Below are 2092 nucleotides of genomic sequence, written 5' to 3'. Positions count from 1 at the left end.
GCACTGGCTGGGCGTGGACGGCATGCCGCGCCGCTACGCGGACTACCTGCCGGAGGACAACTTCACCTGGATGAACCAGATCTCCACGGTCGGGGCGATGCTCCTCGGCGTCTCGATGATCCCGTGGTTCTGGAACGTCTACACGACCTGGCGCAACGGCACCAAGGTCGAGGTCGACGACCCCTGGGGCTTCGGCGGATCGCTGGAGTGGGCCACATCCTGCCCGCCGCCGCGGCACAACTTCACCTCGCTGCCGCGCATCCGGTCCGAGCGGCCGGCGCTGGACCTGCACCACCCGGAGCTGGCCGCGGAGTCCCCGCAGCAGTCCCCGGTCGACGACGGCGCCATCGCCACGCGGAAGGGCTGAGCATGAAACTCTCCATCAAACTGTTCATCCTCATCGGGGGCTTCAGCCTCCTGGTGGCCGTGGTCTACGGCTTCCTCACGCGGTTCGACGAGCTCGTCGGGTTCCCGGCGCTGCTGGCCGTCGGCGCCATGTCCTTCATGCTGGCCGTCTACCTGTGGCTCGTGAACCGCAACACCGGTGGCGTCCTCCCCGAGGACAAGCTCGACGGCGAGATCGTCGAGTCCGCCGGCGAGTACGGACACTTCTCCCCGTGGAGCTGGTGGCCCCTGCTGCTCGGGACCGGCTGCGCCCTCGCGTTCACGGCGCTGGCCATGGGCTGGTGGATCCTCGGCCTCGCCGCCCCCCTGGCGGTGCTCGGCCTGGTCGGTCTGATCTTCGAGTACTCCCGCGGCGACCACGCCCACTGACACGGGCGGCTGAACGCCGACCGTCGACAAGGCCCCGGACACCCCAGGTGTCCGGGGCCTTTCGCGTCCCCGCGCTGCGGGCGGCCGTGGCCCGTCCCGGGGGAGACCTGAGCGGGCCACAGCGTGCTTCGGGCACGAAGCTGACGGCGGGGGAGCCGCTGCCGCGGCAGGCCCTTGAGCAGGCCGGCGACGACGCTCCGTGCGACGGGTGCCTGGTGCCCCAGGGCCCGAGGCAGAACCTCGGGTGGAGCCAGGGCCGGGTTCCCGGGAACCGGGGCCCGCTGCCGCCCGCGACCTCGACGACACGGTCCGGAGCAGCGGCCCGGTCACTCCGCCACGAGCGGCCCGGTGCGTCGTCCAGAGGCTCCGGTGCGTCGTTCAGGGGTTCCGGCGCGATCGGACGGACGATGCCGGATGGCACGTGGTGCACCGGTCGAAGGTCGAGGCGCACGACCATCCCCGGGCGGTGCACCCTGGCGACCGTCCGTACTGCGTCCTCTGCCTGGTCATGGTGCGCCTCGAGCGGCTCGGTGTTCCGCGCGGGACCGTTCTCGACGCTGACCGGGTCGTCACCGCCGCGCCGCAGGCTCCGCGATGCCAGAGGACACGGAGCGTCCTCCCGCGTCCGTCCGGTGCCGGACCAGCCCGCCGGGCCTGGGGGCCGCCGGAGACGCCTCGGAGACGCCTGTCGACGCCGGACGAATACTGAGCAGATGCGACGGTCGAAAAGTGAGCACTCGACGATTGGAGTGTGATCACTGTGGAAGATTGGGCGTTGATCCGTCGGCTGCATGCCGAGGGGGTGCCGAAGTCCCAGATCGCCTCGCGGCTGGGGATCTCGCGGAACACGGTCGCCAAGGCCGTGGCCGCCTCCCGGCCACCGCGCTACGAGAGGTCTGCGGGGCCCAACGCGTTCACCGATGTCGAGCCGGTCGTGCGGGCGCTGCTGGCCGAGCACCCGTCCATGCCGGCCACGGTGCTGGCCGAGCGGGTGGGGTGGTCGGGGTCCATCACCTGGTTCCGGGACAATCTCCGAGCCATCCGCAGCGAGTACGCCCCGCCCGATCCGGCGGACCGGTTGTCCTACCGGCCGGGGGACCAGGTCCAGTGCGATCTGTGGTTCCCGCCGGCACGGATCCCGCTGGGTGACGCTCAGCAGGGATCACCGCCGGTGCTGGTGATGGTCTGTTCCTCCTCGCGGTTCGTCACCGCGGTGATGATTCCCTCGCGCACCACCGGTGATCTGCTGGCCGGGATGTGGCACCTGGTGGTCGAGCAGATCCAGGGCGTGCCGCGGCGGTGGGTCTGGGACAACGAG

Annotated in this window: 2 protein-coding genes and 1 pseudogene; all 3 read left to right on the top strand. The window is 71.1% G+C overall.

Annotation, left to right across the window (positions count from 1 at the left end; all coding sequences use genetic code 11):
• Positions 1-367 (top strand): annotated as a pseudogene (locus H488_RS0119040) (cytochrome ubiquinol oxidase subunit I); the annotation flags it as partial.
• A 2-nt stretch (positions 368-369) separates the two neighbouring features.
• The gene (locus H488_RS33220; RefSeq protein WP_017834559.1) at positions 370-774 is read left to right on the top strand and encodes a cytochrome c oxidase subunit 4; all 405 of its coding nucleotides are present in this window, start codon (positions 370-372) and stop codon (positions 772-774) included.
• 751 nt (positions 775-1525) lie between these two features.
• Positions 1526-2092 (top strand): helix-turn-helix domain-containing protein (locus H488_RS33215; RefSeq protein ID WP_150110399.1); only part of this gene is annotated, 567 nt, incomplete at its 3' end.

It is taken from the genome of Kocuria sp. UCD-OTCP (assembly GCF_000349605.1).
Taxonomy (GTDB): domain Bacteria; phylum Actinomycetota; class Actinomycetes; order Actinomycetales; family Micrococcaceae; genus Kocuria; species Kocuria rosea.
Note: the sequence above shows the minus strand (reverse complement) of the source record. Positions and strands in the feature narration are given on the sequence as shown.